At 72.6% G+C, this 16,430-nt stretch carries 13 protein-coding genes and 1 pseudogene; all 14 read right to left on the bottom strand.

All coding sequences use genetic code 11. From position 1 onward, the window contains the following. Position 1: 1 nt before the first annotated feature. Complete coding sequence (locus D7193_RS12445) at positions 2-745, bottom strand: ABC transporter ATP-binding protein (RefSeq protein WP_206611899.1); 744 nt, start codon at positions 743-745, stop codon at positions 2-4. After that, complete coding sequence (locus D7193_RS12440) at positions 742-1,320, bottom strand: PadR family transcriptional regulator (RefSeq protein ID WP_120779646.1); 579 nt, start codon at positions 1,318-1,320, stop codon at positions 742-744. Before D7193_RS12440 ends, D7193_RS12445 begins: the two co-directional genes overlap by 4 nt. A gap of 128 nt (positions 1,321-1,448) precedes the next feature. Next, positions 1,449-2,858 (bottom strand): GH1 family beta-glucosidase, encoded by a 1,410-nt coding sequence (locus D7193_RS12435; RefSeq protein ID WP_120779645.1) that lies wholly within the window; start codon positions 2,856-2,858, stop codon positions 1,449-1,451. Beyond that, on the bottom strand, positions 2,855-5,086 hold the full coding sequence (yicI, locus tag D7193_RS12430; RefSeq protein ID WP_120779644.1) for an alpha-xylosidase: 2,232 nt from the start codon (positions 5,084-5,086) through the stop codon (positions 2,855-2,857). Before yicI ends, D7193_RS12435 begins: the two co-directional genes overlap by 4 nt. Beyond that, a complete protein-coding gene (locus D7193_RS12425; protein WP_120779643.1) occupies positions 5,083-5,976 on the bottom strand; it encodes a carbohydrate ABC transporter permease in 894 nt (297 codons plus the stop codon). The genes yicI and D7193_RS12425 overlap by 4 nt, the downstream gene beginning before the upstream one ends. A 1-nt stretch (position 5,977) precedes the next feature. Then, a complete protein-coding gene (locus D7193_RS12420) occupies positions 5,978-6,946 on the bottom strand; it encodes a carbohydrate ABC transporter permease (protein WP_120779642.1) in 969 nt (322 codons plus the stop codon). Positions 6,947-7,010: 64 nt separating this feature from the next. Then, complete coding sequence (locus D7193_RS12415) at positions 7,011-8,315, bottom strand: ABC transporter substrate-binding protein (protein ID WP_120779641.1); 1,305 nt, start codon at positions 8,313-8,315, stop codon at positions 7,011-7,013. 80 nt (positions 8,316-8,395) lie between these two features. Continuing rightward, the gene (locus D7193_RS12410) at positions 8,396-9,463 is read right to left on the bottom strand and encodes a LacI family DNA-binding transcriptional regulator (RefSeq protein WP_241563102.1); all 1,068 of its coding nucleotides are present in this window, start codon (positions 9,461-9,463) and stop codon (positions 8,396-8,398) included. Positions 9,464-9,730: 267 nt separating this feature from the next. After that, entirely contained in the window at positions 9,731-10,618 is an 888-nt protein-coding gene (locus D7193_RS12405; protein WP_120779639.1) for an amidohydrolase family protein, read from the bottom strand. Between the two features lie 20 nt (positions 10,619-10,638). Further along, positions 10,639-11,448, bottom strand: a complete 810-nt coding sequence (locus D7193_RS12400) for a metal-dependent hydrolase (RefSeq protein WP_120779638.1) — start codon at positions 11,446-11,448, stop codon at positions 10,639-10,641. A 104-nt stretch (positions 11,449-11,552) separates the two neighbouring features. Continuing rightward, positions 11,553-13,148, bottom strand: coding sequence for a serine/threonine-protein kinase (locus D7193_RS12395; protein WP_241563093.1), 1,596 nt, complete (start codon positions 13,146-13,148; stop codon positions 11,553-11,555). 134 nt (positions 13,149-13,282) lie between these two features. Further along, positions 13,283-13,540 (bottom strand): hypothetical protein, encoded by a 258-nt coding sequence (locus D7193_RS34205; protein WP_241562961.1) that lies wholly within the window; start codon positions 13,538-13,540, stop codon positions 13,283-13,285. Between the two features lie 625 nt (positions 13,541-14,165). Beyond that, positions 14,166-14,910 (bottom strand): annotated as a pseudogene (locus D7193_RS34200) (serine/threonine-protein kinase); the annotation flags it as partial. 134 nt (positions 14,911-15,044) lie between these two features. Then, positions 15,045-16,358, bottom strand: a complete 1,314-nt coding sequence (locus D7193_RS12385) for a glycosyltransferase family 4 protein (protein WP_120779636.1) — start codon at positions 16,356-16,358, stop codon at positions 15,045-15,047. Positions 16,359-16,430 lie beyond the last annotated feature (72 nt).

The following is a 16,430-nucleotide window of genomic DNA, read 5'->3' as shown; positions in this document are numbered from 1 at the left end:
CTCAGCGCCAGCCGCCGTAGACCGTGCCGGTGCCCGCGCCGGTGGCGGCGCTGGTGGTGAACCGGCTGTCGTCGGCGAACGAGCCGTCCCGCATGGAGATCATCCGGTCGGCGATCGCGGCGATGCGCGCGTCGTGGGTGACCACCACGAGGGTCTGGCCCGCCGTACGCAGGTCCTCGAACAGCCGCAGCACCTCCAGGGTGGCGGCGCTGTCCAGGTTTCCGGTGGGCTCGTCGGCGAGCACGATCAGCGGTTCGTTACTCAGCGCGCGGGCGATGGCGACGCGCTGGCGCTGGCCGCCGGACAGGGCCGACGGCAGGTGCTTGGCGCGGTCGGCGAGCCCGACGCGGTCGAGCAGGTGCAGGGCGCGTTGCCGGGCCCGGCGGGGAGACTGCCCAGCGAGCAGCGCGGCCAGTTCGACGTTCTCCACGGCGGTGAGTTCGTCCATGAGGTGGAACGACTGGAAGACGAAGCCGATGTGACGCCGCCGCAGCCGGGCCAGGGCGCGTTCGCTCATCGTGTCGATCCGGTGCTCGGCCAGCCAGATCTCGCCGTCGGTGGGACGTTGCAGCCCGCCGAGCAGGTGCAACAGGGTCGACTTGCCGCAGCCGCTGGGACCCATGATCGCCAGTGTCTGCCCGGCGGGCACCTCCAGGTCGATCTCGTCGACCGCGCGCACCAGCGCGCTTCCCCGGCCGTACCACCTGGCCACCCGGCGCGCCTGGAGCAGCGCCGGTCCGGTCACGCGGCACCACCCGGCAGGCCGCCGCGATCCTCGGTGCGCGGCGCGCTGCCGTTGTCGGCCCGGTCTCGTTCGGTCCACATGCGTTCGCACGCCTCCAGCCACTCCAGGTCGGCCCGCAGCCGCAGCACGACCCCCTCCACCAACAACCCGACGACCGGATCCACCGACCGTTCCAGGGCGGCCCGCTGGCTGTCCCGCAGCCGGCGCAGCACCTCACGCCGATGCGCGTCGATCAGCGTCACCGGATCGGCCAGCCGGGCGGCCGCGGCGGCGACCAGCTTGAGATGGAACTCCGTGAGATCCGGCTTCGGCCAGCTCACGTCGGCCAGCCAGGCGGCGACCCGCTGCTGCCCGGCCGGCGTCAGGGCGTATACCCGGCGGTCGGGCCGGTCCGGCAGTCCCTCGGCGTGCTGCGAGGTCACCAGCCCCGCCTTCGCCAGCCGGGCCAGCGTCACGTAGATCTGCCCGGCGTTCATCGCGTCGCCGAGCGGGCCGAGCGCGCCCCGCATCCGGCTCCGCAGCTCGTAGCCGTGCGCCGGCTCCTTCGCCAGCATGGCCAGCACCACGTCCTGCACCCGGCACACCTCCGTCGACCGTTAATAGATAACGGCTAGCTATGGCGCTGTCAAACAGAAAGCCGGCCGACGACTCGACCGGCTTCCTGCGACTCGTTCCCGGAGCTGGCGGAACGGGACCTCGGCTGTCAGCTCGTCGGCTGCTCCAGGCGGCCGGTGGCGGCGAGCTGCTTGTACCAGTGGGCGCTCTGCTTCCAGGTGCGTACCTGGGTGTCGTAGTCGACGCGGATGATCCCGAAGCGGCGGTCGTAGCCGTAGCCCCACTCGAAGTTGTCGAGCAGCGACCAGACGAAGTAGCCGCGCACGTCGGCGCCCTGCGCCCGGGCCTCGGCCACCGCGGCGATGTGCCGGCGCAGGTAGTCGATGCGGCGGTCGTCCTGGATCGTGCCGTCGGCAGACACCACGTCGTCGAACGCCGCGCCGTTCTCGGTGATCATCAGTGGCTGGCCGGGGTGGTCGTGGTGCAGGCGCAGCAGCAGCTCGGTGAACGCCGCCGGGTCGATGTTCCAACCCATCGCGGTGTACGGCCCGGGCTGCGGCAGGAAGTCGACGTCGTCGGCGGCCACCCAGGGCGTGGCCGTGGACTTTCCGTGACCGTCGGCGTCGGACCGGGGCGACACCCCGTCCCACGCCCGCACCAGCGTGCTGGAGTAGTAGTTCACGCCGAGCACGTCCAGCGGCACCGCGATCAGCTTCTCGTCGCCGTCGCGCACGAAGGACCAGTCGGTCACGGCGGCGGTGTCGGCCAGCAGGTCGGCGGGGTACGCGCCGTCCAGCATCGGGCCGAGGAACGCGCGGTTGGCCAGCGCGTCGATGCGGCGTACCGCGTCGTGGTCCGCCGCCGAGTCCGACGCCGGGCGGACGACGTGCAGGTTCAGCGTGACCGACAGCTCGGCGGCCGGCGCCAGCTCCCGGACCACGCGGCCGGCCAGGCCGTGCGCGAGGTTGAGGTGGTGCACCGCGGCCAGCGCGGCAGCCGGTTCGGTACGCCCCGGCGCGTGCACGCCCGAGGCGTAACCCAGGTACGCCGAGCACCACGGCTCGTTCAGCGTGGTCCACGTGTGCACCCGGTCGCCCAGCGCCCCGACGATGCCGGCCGCGTACTCCTCGAAGCGCAGCGCGGTGTCCCGCGACGCCCAGCCGCCGGCGTCCTCGCGCTCCTGCGGCAGGTCCCAGTGGTACATCGTGGCCACCGGACGTACGCCGCGCTCCAGCAGCCCGTCCACGAGCCGAGAGTAGAAGTCGAGGCCGGCCCGGTTGAACGGGCCGGCGCCGCCCGGCTGCACCCGCGGCCAGGAGATGGAGAACCGGTACGCCCCGAGGCCCAGGTCGGCGATGTGCCCCAGGTCCTCCGGCCAGCGGTGGTAATGGTCGGCGGCCACGTCACCGGTGTCGCCGTTGAGGGTGCGGCCGGGGGTGTGGCTGTAGGTGTCCCAGATGGACGGGCCTCGGCCGTCCTCGGTGGCCGCGCCCTCGATCTGGTACGCGGCCGTGGCCGAGCCCCAGACGAAGCTCTCCGGAAAGACGTGGTCCGTCACTGCCGTACCCCCTGGATCTCGCAGTGGTATGCCGCCGACGACCCCGCCACCAGCTCGGCGCGGGCCGTCCCGTCCTCGACGTGAACCTCGAACTCGGCGCCGGGCCCGTCGCCCGGGGAGGGCACCCGCACCCGGGCCCGCTGACCCTCGGCGGGCGCGAACAGCCGCAGCCGGACGCCGTCGGCCCACTCGTAGTCGGGCCGGTCGGTGCGCCCGCCGAACGGGATCACCGCGCCCGGTCGGGCCAGCACGGGGAGGCTGTCGAACTCGTGCTTCTCGGTGACCCAGGCCGGCCCGGTGAGCTGCTCGCCGGTGACCAGGTGGGTCCAGGTGCCGGCCGGCACGTAGAAGGTCACCTCGCCGTCGGCGCTCATCACCGGCGCCACCAGCACGTCCGGGCCGAGCATGTACTGCCGGTCCAGGTACGCCGCCGCCGGGTCGTCGGGGAACTCCAGCACCATGGGACGCATCACCGGCACACCGTCGCGGTGCGCCTCCTCGGCGACCGCCGCGAGGTAGGGCATGAGACTCATCTTGAGCCGGGTGAAGTGCCGCAGCACGTCGACGGCCTCGTCGTCGAAGGCCCACGGCACCCGGTAGGAACCGGATCCGTGCAGGCGGGAGTGCGAGGAGAGCAGGCCGAAGGCGATCCACCGCTTGAACACCGCCGGGTCGGGGGTGCCCTCGAAGCCGCCGATGTCGTGGCTCCAGTAGCCGAAGCCGGACGCGGCGAGGGACAGGCCGCCGCGCAGCGACTCGGCCATCGCGGGGAACGTCGACTCGCAGTCGCCGCCCCAGTGCACCGGGAACTGCTGCCCGCCCGCGGTGGCCGACCGGGCGAACACGACCGCCTCGCCCTCGCCGCGCTCGGCCTCCAGCAGCGCGAAGACGGCCCGGTTGTAGAGGTACGAGTAGTAGTTGTGCATGCGCTGCGGGTCCGAGCCGTCGTGCCACACCACGTCGGTGGGGATGCGCTCGCCGAAGTCGGTCTTGAAGGAGTCGACGCCCATGTCGAGCAGGACCTTGAGTTTGCCGGTGTACCAGGCGACCGCGTCGGGGTTGGTGAAGTCGACCAGGGCCATGCCGGCCTGCCACTTGTCCCACTGCCACACGGACCCGTCGGGGCGGCGGACCAGGTAACCCGCCCGGCGGCCCTCCTCGAACAGGTACGACCGCTGCGCGATGTACGGGTTGATCCAGACGCACACCTTCAGTCCCCGTTCGTGCAGGCGGCGCAGCATGCCCTCCGGGTCCGGGAACGTCTCCGGGTCCCAGACGAAGTCGACCCAGTGGAACTGCCGCATCCAGAAGCAGTCGAAGTGGAACACCGACAGCGGCAGGTCCCGCTCGGCCATGCCGTCGATGAACTCGTTCACCGTCTTCTCGTCGTACGACGTGGTGAACGACGTCGACAGCCACAGCCCGTACGACCAGGCCGGCACGCGTGCCGGGCGGCCGGTCAGCGCGGTGTAGCGGCGCAGCACGTCCTTCGGGGTCGGGCCGTCCACGAGGTAGTAGGTCAGCGTCTGACCCTGGACGCTGAACTGGGTCTGCGACACCACCTCCGAGCCGATCTCGAAGGAGACGTGCTCGGGGTGGTCGACGAACACCCCGTAGCCGCGGTTGCTGAGGTAGAACGGCACGTTCTTGTACGCCTGCTCGCTGGCGGTGCCGCCGTCGGCGTTCCAGATGTCCACGGTCTGGCCGTTCTTGACGAACGCCCCGAACCGCTCACCGAGCCCGTAGACCGTCTCGCCGACGTCGAGGCCCAGCCGCTCGTGCACGTACGCGCGGCCCTCGGCGTCGGTGACGATGCCGATGCTGCGCGCGGTGGACGACGTGAGCAGCCGATCGCCGTGCAGGAACTCGACCCGCCAGCCGTCGACCAGGGCGACCCGGGCGGTCAGCTCGCCGGTGGTCAGCGAGGCGCTGAGCCCGGTGACGTCCACCGTGACCGGGTGGTCGTCGCGGTCGGCCAGCGCGAACCGTGGCTGCTTCGGCGGGTCGCCGAGGTGGTGGGCGATGCTCACGCCGATGACGCCGGGGGCGGGGGAGAAGAACCGCACGGTGACCACGGGTCGGTTAAGGGTGTCGCCGCGTCCGGCGATCCGCCCGGCGGGGGCGAAGACGGTGAAGCCGCGCTCGTCGGGCTCGACCGACTCCACCGTGCCGGGGCGCAGCACCGTGATCCCGGGTCGCAGTTGCCAGTACCCGTCGGTGAACTTCACTTCTCGGCTCCTGCCGTGATGCCGCGCGCGAGGGTGCGCTGGAAGATGAGGAAGAAGAGGACCGCCGGGACGAGGCTGATCAGGGAGCCCGCGTTGGTGGTCGGGGCGTCCATGAGCCGGTCGCCCTGCAGCGACGCCAGCGCGACCGGGATGGTCTGCGTGCTGTTGTCGATGAGCATGACCAGCGGGATCAGGAACTCGTTCCAGGTCCAGATGAAGAAGAAGATGAGCAGCACCGCGAGGGTCGGCCGCAGGTTGGGGAAGACCACCCGCCACAGCACCGTCCACCTGCCCGCGCCGTCCAGCGCCGCCGCCTCCAGCAGCGAGCGGGGGAAGGTGCTCATGACCGAGGCGAGCAGGTAGGTGCCGAACGCGCTCTGGATGACGGTGAAGATGATGATCACCGAGAGGCGGGTGTTGTAGAGGCCGATCTCCTTGGCCACGTAGTACAGCGGGTAGATCAGCGACTCCTGCGGCAGCATGTTGGCCAGCAGGAACAGCCCGACGATCCAGAGCCGGCCGCGGACCCTGCCGATGCCCAGGGCGTACGCGTTGAGCAGCGACACGACGACGCCGAGCACCGCCACCGAGCCGGCGATGAGGGCCGAGTTCCAGAGCTTCACCGGGAAGTCGACCTCGGTCCAGTACGTCCGCAGGCCCTTGGTGTAGAACTCCGACGGCCAGCTCAGCGGCCCGCCGGTCGAGTAGTCACCGGGTGACTTGAACGCGTTGAGCAGCATGAACGCGAACGGCACCAGCATGGCGAGCGCACCGAGGGTGACCAGGGTGAGCACGATCCAGCGGCTTGCGCCGCGGTGGTGCCGGTCGCGGGCCGGGCGTGGCGGGCGCGGGGTGACCGCGCGGTCGGCCGGCGTGAGCGTGACGGCCATGTCAGACCCCCCGGTCCTGGCGCTCGCTGCGGTACTGCACCCAGATGAACACCACGGCCACCGCGACGATGATCAGGGTGAGCACGGTGGAGATGGCGGAGCCGTAGCCGACCTGGAGCTTCTTGAAGAACGTGTAGTACGCGAAGTACGACGGCACGTTGGTCGCGTTCTCCGGCCCGCCCCGGGTCAGGGCGAACACCGGGCCGAACACCTTCAACGCGGCGATGGTGCAGGTCAGGGCCACCACGAAGGTCTCCGGCCGGATCTGCGCGAGGGTGATGGCCCGGAACCGGTGGAGCCAGCCCGCCCCGTCGACCTCGGCCGCCTCGTACAGCTCCGGGTCGACGCGCTGCAACGCGGCCATGAAGACGACGACCGGGTAGCCGATCTGCACCCAGATCATCACCGCCATCACGCTGGGCAGGGCGGTGTGCGGGTCGCCGAGCCAGTCGTGGCGCAGCGCGCCGAGGCCGACGGCGTCGAGCAGGCCGTTGAACGCGCCGTCGGGCCGCAGGATCCAGCCCCAGACGATGCCCGCCACCACGACCGGCAGCACCTGCGGCAGGTAGAAGGCGGCGCGCAGCGCGGCGGCCGTACGCGGCCGGAACTTCCGCCCGATGACGTCGAACAGCACGGCGGCGAGCACCAGCCCGACCACGGTCGGCACCACCACCATGGCGACGATCATCGCGAGGGTGTTCCGGAACGAGGTCCAGAAGACCTCGTCCTGGAGCAGGTTGCGGTAGTTGTCCAGCCCGATGAAGGTGGGGTCGCCGATGCCGGACCACTTGGTCAGCGAGAAGTAGATGGTGCCGACGAGCGGTGCGCCGATGACGAGGAGGAACAGCACCGCGCCGGGCAGCAGGTAGATCCAGTAGCCGGCGCCGCCGCGGCGCTTCCGGCGGCTCGCCGTCGGCTGGGGTCGTGTGGCGGGCCGCTTCGGGCCGGCCACGGTCTCGGAGAGAGCCATGGGAGATCCTTCCCGGCGGGGTGGGCACGCCGGCCGGGGCCGGGCGCGCCCACCCGTGGCCGTGTCACTTGCCGGTGATCTCCTTGACGCCGTCCGCGTACGGCTTGGCGATCGTGTCGAGCACCTGGTCGGGCGACTTGGAGCCGTTGATCAGACCCTGGAATCCGGCGACCAGCACGTCGTAGTAGCCGGGCACCGGCCAGTCCGGGTAGAAGGCGAGGCCGTCCTGCTGGCTCACGGTGTTGAAGTTCTCGATCAGCTTCCGGTCCTTCGGGTCACTGATCTTCGACGGGTCGCCGGCCACGGGGACGCCGCCGTTGTTGCCGATGAGGTCCTGGATCTCCGGACGCAGCGTGATGTCGATGAAGTCGTACGCGAGGCTCTTGGCCTTGCTGTTGGCCGGGACCACCCAGAGGTTGCCCGACGAGCCGGCCTGGAGCTTGTTGCCGGGGAACAGGAACGAGTCCCAGTTGAACTTGATCTCGCTCTTGAAGCGGCCGTACCACCAGCTGCCGGAGACGATCATCGGCGCCTTGCCGGAGATGAAGGCGGTGCCCATGTCCTCGGCCTTCAGGCTCGCGGAGTCCTTGGCCACGTAGCCCTTGCGCACCCAGTCGGCGAAGGTGTCCGCGCCGTACTTCAGCGGGTCGGCGTGGAAGTCCACGGGGTTCTTGTAGAGCTGGTAGTCGTCGACGAAGGCCCGGTCGGCCTTGGACAGCGCCAGCTGGTAGAACAGCTGCCCGGCCGGGTACTCGGCGCCGGCCTCGGCCAGCGGGGTGACGCCCTTGCCGACGAAGGTGTCCATCGCGGCGGTCATCTCGTCGAGCGTCGTCGGCACCTTCACGCCGTACTTGTCGAACAGGTCCTTGTTGTAATAGACCATGACGTACTCGCCGTAGTTCGGCACGCCGTACCAGTTGCCCGAGCCCATCACGCCCTTGTCGCTGTAGCGGGCGGTCGTCTGGAGGCTGGGGCTCAGCTTGTCGGCCCAGCCACGCTTCCCGGCCTCGTCGGTGAGGTCGGTGAGCAGCCCCTGGGAGGAGAGCAGGCCGGCGGTCGCGTTGCCCTTGTTGTACTCCATCACGTCCGGGCCCTCGGACGAGTTGATGATCATTCCGGCGTTCTGCTGGATCTGCTCGAACGCCTTGCGCTCGAACTGCACCTCGACGCCCGGGTGCTCGTCCTTGAAGATCTGGATCGCCCGGTCCCAGGCGACCCCCATGGCGCTGTTCGCGCTCTCGTAGTGCCACAGCTTGAGGGTCTTGGCGTCGCTTCCGTCGCCGCCGTCGTCGCCGCCGCAGGCGGCCACCGTCGTCGTCGCGATGGCGGCCACCGCCACCGCGGCGACCAGGTTGCGGATTCGCCCCATTGCTATCCTCCTGGTGAGTATCGAGCTGGTACTTACCTGGCCCGTCGTCGCGTGGCAGCGCGGCGGCGGGCCGTCGTGCGTCAGGTGCCCGGCGGGCCGGAACGTGTCGGGACGGTGTCACCGCCGCCGGCGGCGGCGGTCGGCCGTGGGGCCGGGCCGGTCGATCCCCGGATCTCCAGCGCGCACGGCAGCAGGCGCTGGTGGTCGTCGTCGCCGCCGTCCTCCAGCCTCCGCAGCAGCGCCTCGACCGCCATCCGGCCGAGCGCCGAGCCGGGGGACGTCATCGCGGTCAGGGCGGGGGTGGCCAGCTCGGCCACCTGCGGTGAGGTGACCATCGAGACCACCGAGACGTCGTGCGGCACGGCGAGCCCGCGCACGGCCAGCTCGCCGAGGATGCCGAAGATGGCGTTCTCGTTCATCGCGAGCACGGCCGTCAGGTCCGGGGCCTGATCGAGGGCCGCGGTCAGGGCGGCCCGCCCGCCGGCCGCGCTGTCCTCGGCCGGGATCATCACCGGCTCCAGCCCGTGGCCGCTCATCGCCGCGACGAACGCGTCCCGGGTGCGGACGGCCGGCCCGTAACCAGCGGCGATGGTGGCGGCCGAGTGGTTCACGTAGACGATCCGCCGGTGCCCCAGCCCCACGAGATGCTCGACGGCCTGCCGCACGGTCTGCTCGAAGTCGATGTCCACGTACGCCAGGCCGGTCGTGTCACCGGTGCGGCCGATGAGCACGAGGGGGACGCCGGCCTCCTGGAGGGCGGCCACCCGGCCGTCCTCCACCTGCACCTCCATGAGGACCGCGCCGTCGAGCATCCGCTGGCTGGCCAGCCGGCGCAGGTCGTCGAGGTCGCCGACGCCGACCGGGGACAGCACGAGGTGGTAGCCGGCGGCGCTGGCCGCGGCGGCCGCCCCGGTGACGAACGCCGTCTCGGTGGCGCCCAGCCCGCGCTCGTCCATCGGCATGAGCAGGCCGACGATCCGGCTGCGCCGGCTCGCGAGGCCGCGGGCCATGGCGTTGGGCTGGTAGTCGAGTTCGGCCATGGCGGCGAGCACCTTGTCGCGGGTCGCCTGGGAGATCGGGCGGGTGCCGGTGAGCACGTACGACACGGTGCTGACCGAGACCCGGGCGAGGCGGGCGACGTCGTGCATGGTGGCCACGCGCCACCTCCTTCGGCCGGCGTGGGATCGCTCCCGAGGGGTTGTCGAAGCGTTTCGACTAACCGTTTCGACGAACCGTAGGACACGTGTTACGAGGTCGTCAATAGTCGGTGTCGCGGAGAATTCCGCCTCATGATCGCGCTGCAACACGGAAGTAGTGGCCTCCCGACGGTGGGGAGACCACTACTTCCGTGATCGAGCGCGATCTCGCCGGCGTGCCCACGGTGGCGGCGCGCGCCGGCGGGTGCCCCGCGCCGGTCAGCCCTCCAGGTCGAACAGGGCGGCGGCGTTGCCCCAGCACACCGCCCGCAGCCAGTCGTCACCCAGGCCAAGACGGGCGAGGCCGGCCAGCTGCTCGGCGTACGGGTAGGGGATGTTCGGGAAGTCGCTGCCGAGCAGCACCTTGCCGGCCAGTCCCAACTCGCGCAGCCGGGGCAGCTCGTCGGCCGGGAACGGGACGAACCGGTCGAAGAACGAGGTGAACGCCATGGTGGTGTCCAACCGGACCCGCTCGTAGGTGGCGGCCAGGTCGAGGAAGGCCCGGTAGTCGGGCGCACCGAGGTGGGCCACCACCGCGGTCAGTCCCGGGTGGCGGGCCAGCAGGTCGGCGAACGGATCCGGCCCGGTGTACGCGGTGCCCACGGGTGCGTGCCCGGCGTGCACCACCACCGGCGTGCCCGCGTCGGCGAGCAGCCCCCAGACCGCGTCCAGCGCCGGGTCGGTCGGCGTGAACCCACCGACCTGGACGTGCACCTTGAACACCCGGGCGCCCGCGTCCAGCGCCTCGGCGACGTAGCCCGCCGCGCCCGGCTCCGGGTAGAACGTGGCCGAGGGCAGGCAGCCCGGCGTGGCACGGGCGAAGTCGAGCGTCCAGCGGTTCAGGTCGGCGGCCATCCCCGGCCGGTGCGGGTACGCCAGCGCGCTGAACGCGCGTACCCCGAGCCGCCGCAGGTGCGCCACCCGCTCGGCGTCGCTCCACCGGTACCGGATGGGCCACTCGGTGCCCACCAGCGGCCCGGCCGCGTCGAAGTACGCCCACACGCGGCGCAGCAGCCGGGGCGGGAGGAAGTGCACGTGCACGTCGGCGAGCCCGGGCAGCCCGAGACCACGCCAGAACGCCGGGACCTCGTCGTCCGCGTCCGGCATGGCCGTGACGGTCGGATGGGTCAAATCTCGATGTCGAAGCGGTTCAGCACCGGCCGCGCCACCAGCCCTGCCGCCGCGAGCAGCGCGACGACGGTCATCGCGGCCCGCAGCACGACGGTCTCGGCCTTGCTGCCGGTACGCAACGCGATGCGGTTCGGCAGCCCGATCATCGTCCACATCCGACGCTTGATCGGGATCGGCCAGAGGATGGGCACGCCGGCCCGCGTGATCATGTCGCCGAGGATGTGCACGAAGCAGCCCACCCCCACGGCCGTGCCGATCAGCGGATAGCCCCGGCCGCCGGGCAGGTTGGCCCAGGTGAACCAGGCGGCCGCGGCCGACACCAGCGTGACGATCACCCAGCCGGCCCGCTCCGCCCACTCGTCGAACAGGCCGCGCACGGCGAGACCGATCATGAAGAAGAGGATGCCGATGACCGCCCACTTGCCGTACGCGGCGCACAGCGCGGTGGTGCCCCACCCGACCAGCAGGGTGAACGGGATCGTGTGGGTGAGCGTGCGGTGGCCGTTGTTGCGCTTCGGGTCGCGGCTCAGCTTGGTGGCGTAGTAGACGCCGAGGGAGATCTTCTCCATCACCTCGGCGAAGAACAGGCTGACCACGCCGAAGGTGCGGGCCACCGTGGCGCCACCCTGGTTGCGGGTCACCTTGCCGGAGAGGTCGAGGTCGGGGAAGAGGGCGCCGCCGGCGCAGACGGCGGTGCCGACGGCGAGCGCCAGCGGTGACTGGTGGTAGTCGGCGAACTGGTCCAGCGCCCAGGACCCGGCCAACCACACCGCCGCGCCCGAGAGCGCGTGCGAGGGTCCCATCATGTTCGGCTCACCTTCCCCAGGGATCTTGAGCGCACGAGCGAGATCACTTTAGTCAGAGCCGGGCACGACCGGGCAATCGCCCGGACGGTCCACTTTGGAAGGTGTCAGGGCGCGGGGGTGAAACTCTGCCGGATCATCGCGAAGTATGTCGCGTTGACCTGCCAGTCGAACTCTTTTGTCAACCATGAGACGGTGAACGCGCGCTCGGCCGAGGTGTTCGTGAGCAGCCGGGCCGTGTGCACCCGCTCGCCCGCGCCGTTGACCCACGCGCACTCCCAGACCGCGCCGCCGCGGAAGATGTCCATGGGGGAGATGTCCACCCGGTGGTAGCCGGGCAGGGCGCCGTCGCCGGTGAGCCGCCGCTCCTCGGTGCGCCACCAGGCCACCGGGTCGGGGCGGGACGCGCTCGACTCGACACTGAGCACCCGCGTACCGCCGGGCTCGCGGAAGCAGGTGACGGCGTCCTCCGTCCAGAGCAGCCACGCGACGGGCGCCGCGATGCGGAACCCCGTCGGATCGGTGTACCAGGTCCAGCCGTCGACCAGGCTGAACCGGGCGCCGCGCGGTGGCGGCACCGACGCCACCGGGGTGGCGACCGGTGGTGGTGCGGCGGCGCAGGCGAAGGCGACGGGCCGGGTGGGGGCCGCGCCCCCGCCCGAGCCGGACGGTGGCGGAGGCTTGTTCCGGGCGGCCAGCGCGGCGGCGACCCCCACGGTGGCCACCAGGACGAGGGCGGTGGTGGTGCCGACGAGCGCCGTGAGGCGGCGTCGCCCGCCACCCGTCGCCCGTCGTGCGCCGGCGGGTCCACGGGAGACCGGTCGTCGCCCGGCGGCCGGCCGCGGGTCGTCCGGTCCGGCTGGGGCGCCGTCCCGTTCCGCCGTCGCCGCCCGCCGGGTACCGCCGCCTTTCGCGGCCGCCGGCGGGTCGGGCATCGGGGAGCCGTCGGCCCCGGCCGCCGCGGCGCGCAGCAGCGGCTCGGCCTCGACGGCCGTCAGCCGCCGCCAGGGGTCGCGTTGCAGCAGGCCGGTGAGCGCCGGGCGCAGCGGCCCGGCCCGGCGCATCGGGTTCGGCGGCTCGGTCGCCAGCGCGGTGAGCGTCGCCATCGCACTGTCGCGGGCGTACGGTGGCTGACCCTCCACGGCCGCGTAGAGCGTGGCGCCGAGCGACCAGAGGTCGGTACGCGGGTCCGACACGCCGTCGCGGGCACGTTCCGGTGCCACGAAGTGCGGCGAGCCGAGGATCATGCCGGGCCCGGTCATCCCGGCGTCGCCGCCGGTGAACGTGGCCAACCCGAAGTCGGTGAGCACCACCCGGCCGTCGGCGCCCACGAGCACGTTGTGCGGCTTGACGTCGCGGTGCAGCACCCCGGCGGCGTGTGCGGCGCGCAATGCGGCGAGCACGGCCAGCCCGATCCGGGCCGTCCGCGCCGGGCCCAACGGACCGTCGGTGGCGATGATCTGCTGCACCGAGCGGGACTCCACGTACTCCATCACGATCCACGGGCTGTCCCGGTCGTGCACCACGTCGTAGAGGCGGACCACGTTGGGGTGGTTGAGGCGGGCGGCCGTACGCGCCTCGCGCAGCGACCGCCGGCGCAGTTCGTCGCGTTCGGGCTCGCCGAGCCACGCCGGCGGCACGACTTCCTTGACCGCGACGTCCCGGTGCAGCATCTCGTCGCGCGCCAACCAGACCCGGCCCATCCCGCCGGTGCCGACCAGGTCGACCAGCCGGTACCGGCCCGCGATCAGCAGCTGGTGCACGCTCGCGTTCCCCCTCGGTCACCCCCGGTAACACCATAGCCACCAAGCTCGGATTTCTCATCCGGCGTGGACGGTCAGCGTGGCGGGCGGAAGCTTGCCCGGACCGTCGACCAGTCCGCCGCGGCGCCCGCCCAGTCCCCGTCGTCGGTGATCCAGCCAAGCATCCACCGGTCGCCGCCCGGCGGCGTGTCGGGCACCACTTGGGCGGCGCGCAGCAACGCGCCGTACGGCGCCTCCCAGCCGCACTCCCACACCGTGCCGCCCTCTGCACGGCCCAGGCGCCATTCCCGGTAGCCGGGCAGCGCGCCCGCCTCGGCGGCGCGGTCCCGCACGGCGCGCAGGCGCAGGACCGGTTCACCGGTTTGGGGCCGGTGACGCTGAGCGTCCGCCCGGTCGTCGGGTCCTGGAAGCAGGCCACGTCGCCGTCGTGGGAGTACCGCCACCCCGGCGGTACGGCCACCCGGAAACCGCTGGTGTCGACGTGCCAGATCCACCCCGTGGGCGGGCGGAACGTCTCCCCGGCCGCCGGGCTGCCCGCGGGCGGCCCGCCTTCGGCGTGGGGGCGCACGCACGGGAACGGCGGCGGCAGCCAGGGCTCTCCCGGCGGCGGATCGTGCCCGCCGGGTGGCGGCGCGGGCCGCCCTTCGTAAGGGTCCCAGGACGGGTGCGCGGGTGGGCGGGGTGTGCGCCGCTCGGCGGACGGCGGGTCGCGGTGCTCGTCGTCGCCGGTGACGGCCAGCGCGGTGCCCACCCCGGCCGCGGCGGCCAGCACGAGCGCCGCGAGCACGAGCGCGGCCCGCCGCAGCGCCCGCACGCGGGTCGGCCCGTCGCGGGCCGGTCCCGGCGGCGGGTCCTCCGCGTCCGTATCGTCAGCGGAGGAGGCGTCCGGGAGCACAGGTGGGATGGAGGCGGCCGCGTCGGTTCCGTCGACCGGGGTGGCGGGCGCCGTCGGGGCGGCGGCGGCGCCGAGCAGCCGCTCGGCCTCGTCGTGCCCGAGCCGCCGCGCCGGGTCGCGCCGCAGCAGTCCGGCCAGCACCGGTGCCAGCGGGCCGGCGTGGGGCGCCGGATCCGGTGGCGCGGTGGCCAGCGCGGTGAGGGTGGCCATCGCGGTGCCGCGGGCGTACGGGGAGCGTCCCTCGACCGCCGCGTGCAGGGTGGCGCCGAGCGACCACAGGTCGGCCTCGGCGGTGGACAGCCCCTCGGCGGCGCGCTCCGGCGCGACGTACTGCGGCGAGCCGAGCACCAGGCCGGGACGCGTCATGACGCCCTCACCGCCGTCGAAGACGGCCAACCCGAAGTCGGTGAGCATCACCCGCCCGTCGTGGGCCACGAGCACGTTCTGCGGCTTGACGTCGCGGTGCAGCACCCCCGCGTCGTGGGCGGCGCGCAGGGCGGCCAGCAGGGCCAGCCCGACGCGGGCCGCCCGCTCCGGAAGGAGCGGCCCCTCGGCGTCCAGCACGTCCTGCAACGTGCGGGACGGGACGTACTCCATGACGATCCACGGCTCGCCGTCGACCTCGACCACGTCGTAGAGGCGGACCACGGCGGGGTGGCTGAGTCGGGCGGCCGTGCGGGCCTCGCGCAGGGTGCGCGACCGCAGCTCGGCCCGCTCGTCGTCGGCCAGCCACGCCGGCGGCACGACCTGCTTGACCGCCACGTCGCGGTGCAGCACCTCGTCGCGGGCGCGCCACACCCGGCCCATGCCCCCGCGGCCGACGAGGTCGAGCAGCCGGTACCGACCGGCGATCAGCACCTGCCGCACACCTCTCCTCACCCGCTGTCCGACGTACACGGTAGCCAGCGGATCGGGGAGGACCTATCGGTCGTACGCCTCGCTCAGCAGGCCGTGTGGGCCGCCAACAGGTTTCCGTCGGGGATGGTGGGGAGCGGTCGCGCGGCGGCCCGATGCGCCTGCAACGGTCCGTGCTCCCGGCGGGCCGCCGCGTAGCTGGTCGCGGTGCGGGCCGCGATCGTGGCCCAGCCGTAGCGCTCGCCGACCATGCTGCGGGCCCGGCGGGCCACGCGCCGCGCGAACACCTCGTCGCCGAGGAGCTGGTCGACCGCCCCGGCGAGGGCGTCGGGGTCGCTGTGCGGGAAGGTCACCCCGGTCACGCCCGGCTCGACGATCTCGGCGAGCCCGCCGGTGTCGGCCACGGCGAGCGGCGCGCCGGCGGCCGCCGCCTCGAGCGCGACCATGCCGAACGGCTCGTAGAGGCTGGGCACCACGGTGGCGTCGGTCGCCCCCAGCATCGCGGGCAGCTGGGTGGTGTCGAGGAAGCCGGTGAACCGGACGGTCGCGTCGAGCGCGAGCCGGCGGGTCTCCTCCTCCAGTTCGTGCCGGTAGGGTCCGTCGCCGGCGATCACCACCCGCAGCCCGGGGTGGCGCTGCCGCAGGTACGGCACGGCGTGCACCAGATGCTGGACGCCCTTCTCGTAGACCAGCCGGCCGGCGTACCCGACCAGCGGGCCGTCCGCGGCGAACCGGGCCCGGGCCGAGGCGACCGCGCGGGGGCGGGCGCGCCAGGCCCGGTCGTCGACCCCGTTGGGCACCACGTCGATCTGCCCCGGCGGCACGTCGAAGAGGGTGACGACCTGGTCGCGCATGTACCCCGAGCAGGTGATCACGCGGGTAGAGGAGGTGCTGAGCCAGTGTTCGACGCCGTGGATGGTGCGGTTCATCTCCTCGGGTAGCCAGCCCTGGTGCCGGCCGGCCTCGGTGGCGTGGATGGTGGTGACCAGCGGCAGGTGGAGGTGCTCGGCGAGGGTGGCGGCGGTGTGGGCGACGAGCCAGTCGTGGGCGTGGATGACGTCGTAGTCGGCGGCTTCGGTGGCGCGGAGGGCGGCGCGGGTGAGGGTGTGGTTGAAGGCCATGGTCCAGGCGAGCAGGCTGGTGGTGGCCAGGGGGAAGGTGACGGGGTCTTCGGCGGCGCGGATGATGCGGACGCCGTCGGCGTACTCCTCCAGCGGGGCGCCGTCGGCGTGGCGGGTGACGACGGTGACGTGGTGGCCGGCGGCGGCCAGGGCGACGGAGAGGGCGTGTACGTGCCGGCCCAGGCCGCCGACGAGCACCGGCGGATACTCCCACGACAGCATGAGCACCCTCTGGTGCCGGGCGGGGTGGATGTCGATCACGTCGGCGTCAGCGGACATGCGGCCCCCTTCGAGTTGTCTCCGGGCACGCGCCGGCCGACACCGCTTCCGGTGCCCGCCGTCGCGACTGGG

Origin of the sequence: Micromonospora costi (assembly GCF_003626655.1) — a bacterium.
Taxonomy (GTDB): Bacteria; Actinomycetota; Actinomycetes; order Mycobacteriales; family Micromonosporaceae; genus Micromonospora; species Micromonospora costi.
Note: the sequence above shows the minus strand (reverse complement) of the source record. Positions and strands in the feature narration are given on the sequence as shown.